Annotated in this window: 3 protein-coding genes; all 3 read right to left on the reverse strand. The window is 63.2% G+C overall.

Features of this window, described 5'->3' with window-relative positions; genetic code table 11:
- On the reverse strand, positions 1 to 198 hold a 198-nt coding region (locus VNC39_RS10830; RefSeq protein ID WP_325399049.1), incomplete at its 3' end, for an alpha-amylase family glycosyl hydrolase.
- 1 nt (position 199) lies between these two features.
- Entirely contained in the window at positions 200 to 3,262 is a 3,063-nt protein-coding gene (locus tag VNC39_RS10835) for an alpha-1,4-glucan--maltose-1-phosphate maltosyltransferase (RefSeq protein WP_325399051.1), read from the reverse strand.
- A gap of 20 nt (positions 3,263 to 3,282) precedes the next feature.
- Positions 3,283 to 3,510: trehalose-6-phosphate synthase (locus VNC39_RS10840; protein ID WP_325399053.1), on the reverse strand; the 228-nt coding region annotated here is incomplete at its 5' end.

Raw genomic sequence — 3,510 nt, forward strand, 5'->3', positions numbered from 1 at the left:
CGAGGGGTAGAAGGGCAGCAGCCAGATCGCGTTGACACCGAGGGCCGCGATGTAGTCGAGCTTCTCGATCAGCCCGGGAAAATCACCGACGCCGTCATTGTTCGAATCGTAGAAGGATTTGACGTGAACCTGGTAGATCACCGCGTCCTTGTACCAGGACTGATCGTCGGCCGTGATGATCTCGGGTCGGTGTTTCATATCATTCCTGACCGGCTGGCGCGACGCGCCAAATACAAAATGGCTGTTCGAACGGGTTGAGATGAACAGGCTGAAATTTCCCCGACCATACGAATTTTTGCGCGCGCATCAGATCCTCGGCGGCCAACATGCCGTCATCCGGCAGGCCGAAGCGCCACAACGGCAGTTCGATCGTCGTGTTCTGAATGTTGAGCGGGTCCATGCTGATTGCAACGAGAAGATTGTTGCCGTCAGATGCAAATTTACGGAAATACACCACTTGCGGATTGTCGCAAGGCAGGAACTCGACATTCAGGTGCGAATGCAATGCGGCGTTGGCCCGACGGATGCGGTTGAGCTGCGAAATTTCCGCAACGATGTTGCCAGGCCGGTCATAGTCCCAGGCCTTGATCTCGTATTTTTCCGAGTTGAGATATTCTTCCCGGCCCGGTATCGGGGTCGCCTCGCATAATTCGAATCCGTTATACATCCCCCAAAGCCCCGACAGGGTCGTGGCCAGCGCCGCGCGGATCAAAAACCCGCCCCGGCCGGAGGTCTGCAGGAAGATCGGGTTGATGTCGGGCGTGTTGACGAAAAAATGCGGCCGGAAAAAATCCTTGGGTGCCGTGGTCGTCAGATCGGTCAGATAGTCCTCAATCTCTGCCTTGGTATTACGCCACGTGAAATAAGTGTAGGATTGCGAAAAGCCGATTTTGGCCAGCCGGTACATGATTTTTGGCCGGGTGAAGGCTTCGGCGAGAAACACCGTGTCCGGATGCCGCGCACGGATATCGGCGATCAACCACTCCCAGAAGGGAAATGGCTTCGTGTGCGGATTATCGACCCGGAACAGCCTGATGCCCTGATCCACCCAGAACTGCACCACGTCTCGGAGCGCCATCCACAATGACGGTTGCGCGCCCTCCGTATAGAAATCGACATTGACGATATCTTCGTATTTTTTCGGCGGGTTTTCCGCATAGCGCAGCGAGCCGTCGGGCCGCCAATCGAACCATTCCGGATGTTCGCCGAGCCAAGGGTGATCGGGCGCACATTGGATCGCAAAATCCAGCGCCACCTCCAGCCCATGATCCTTCGCCGCCGCGACCAGCTCATGGAACTCATCCAGCGTGCCGAGTTCCGGATGCAGCGCATCATGGCCGCCCTCTTTGCTGCCGATCGCATACGGGCTGCCCGGATCGCCCGGCCCGGCGCGCAACGCGTTGTTTTGCCCTTTCCGGTTGATTTCGCCGATCGGATGAATCGGCGGGAAATACAGCACGTCGAAATTCATCGCCGCGACGCGCGGCAACTGGTCGATCACGTCTTTGAACGTCCCATGGCACGCCGGGTCGCCGCTCTGGCTGCGGGGAAACATCTCGTACCAGCTCGCGAACGAGGCAGCCGCTCGTTCCGCGTCAATGATGATGTCATGCGATGTCACATGGAATTTTCGCGGCGCCGCCTGGCGCATCAGCGCCGCCAGCGTGTTGCTCAGCAACATCGCCCGCAGCGCGTCGTCCGGCAGGCCCTGCAAATTCGCCAGCATCGCGCTCAACGCCTCATGCCCCGGCGCTGCCTCTGCCACCAGCGCCAGGCCTTCCCTGAGCTCGAGCGATGTCGGAACACCCGCCGCGTGCTTTGCCTGGACTTCGTGAACGAAGCTTGCAAAGGCATCTCTCCAGGCGGACACCGTGTAGATATAGCGGCCCATGCGCTCCAATGGCACCTGGGCGCGCCATCGGTCATTAGCGACCAGCGTCAGCTTATAAGCCCGCGCTTCCTCCCCATCGGCGGGGCGGACCAGAACCTCGCCGGCCAGTCTGTCATGCCCGTCGGCGAGAAGGTCGGCTTCGATCGTGACCAGGTCTCCAACCTGGCGGCGCACCGGGTAGCGCCCGTCATCCACCTGGGGCGTGATGGCCTCGATGGCGATCCGCGGCGCGTGGCAATCGGGTTTTACCGCCGCGTGCAGCAGCACGGGATCAGCCTCGATGCAGGTGAAAAAATCTATGCCGCCCGGGGCGAGCGTCATTGTGTCGGCCGGCGTCACCGCGGCCGGCGCCCTGCCGAGGGCCTGGAGCCGCGCCGCGTCGAGCACGGGCAAAATCGCCGCGGCGTGTTGCGTGACCGCGCGGTCCAGCGACGCGTTGGCGGTGATGATGAAATCGCTTCGCGCCAGCACCGCCAGCCGTGCCCCCGGCGAGGAGCGGAGCGTGGCCGGAGCCGCGCCGCGCAATTCGGCACGCGCATGGCGCAGGGCGTTCAGCCAGACCGTCTCGGCGCGGAGCTCGTCATGTGGCGCCGACAAAAACCCCATCTCGACCAGCCAGCCAGGCGCATAGGTCGCTGCGAAACGCAGCGCGCGGGTCGCGGCGGTTGGCGTCCAGCCGGTGCTGCCGGGTGGGGCGGCCCAGGCGATGGCCGGGCCAATGCCGGAGAGGCGCGTGGCATCCTCATTCAGCCAGGCTGACGAAAAATCCCACCAGCAAGAAGACGAGACGCTGAAATCAAAATCCAGGCCATACAGGGCGGAAATTTCCGCCGGCATTGCGCCGAAGCATTCGGCAATGAAAATCGTCGCCGCGCCGCGCCGCGCCGCGCCCTGCAACCGCGCCCAGACGGAAGGGTCCGTCAGATGCGCATCGTGGCAATAAAACCCCGCATACCCGGCGCCCAACAGCCGCGCCAACTCGGCCTCCCACCAATCCACCGTGGCGTCGCTGGCGGATAAAAGACGAAAATGGGGACCTTCCGGGCCATGGACGAACCAGTCGGGACGTTCTTCCAGCAGCGCATCACCGGAGGCGGGCCGGTGCAGGGAAATTTCGCGCAGCACGCCCAGCCCGGAAGCCAGTGCCGCCCCCAACAACGAATCATCCGCCAAGAGCAGGAAATTGCCGCCCAGCGTTGCCGCATCGGCAATTTCCGCCGTATGCGCGACGCGCAGGATTGCGGGCGCGCGGCGCTCTTCGACGGCGGTGGGCTGCGTTCCCGGCTTATGCGCCTGCGGTGCGGGGGCCCGCTGCAACGCGGCAACAGCGCTCCCGGCCTGGGCAATGGCGCCGTGGCTGCGGAGCGGCACGCCATCCCTCATCTCGGGCCTCAGGACCTGGCGCAGAGATGGGCGAGGAAGGTATCACAAAAACGCTGCGCCGTGGTGTGGCAGACTTTCTGGAACAGCGCGTCATAGCGGGCGCGCCGTTCTTCCCGGCTCATCACCAGCCCCTGATGGATCGCGGCCGCGACCTCGTCGGCATCGACCGGGTTGACGATCAGCGCCTCGGTCAGTTCGTCGGCGGCTCCGGCGAAGCGCGACAGCACCAGCACGCC

The organism is Acidocella sp., assembly GCF_035535915.1.
Lineage (GTDB): Bacteria > Pseudomonadota > Alphaproteobacteria > Acetobacterales > Acetobacteraceae > Acidocella.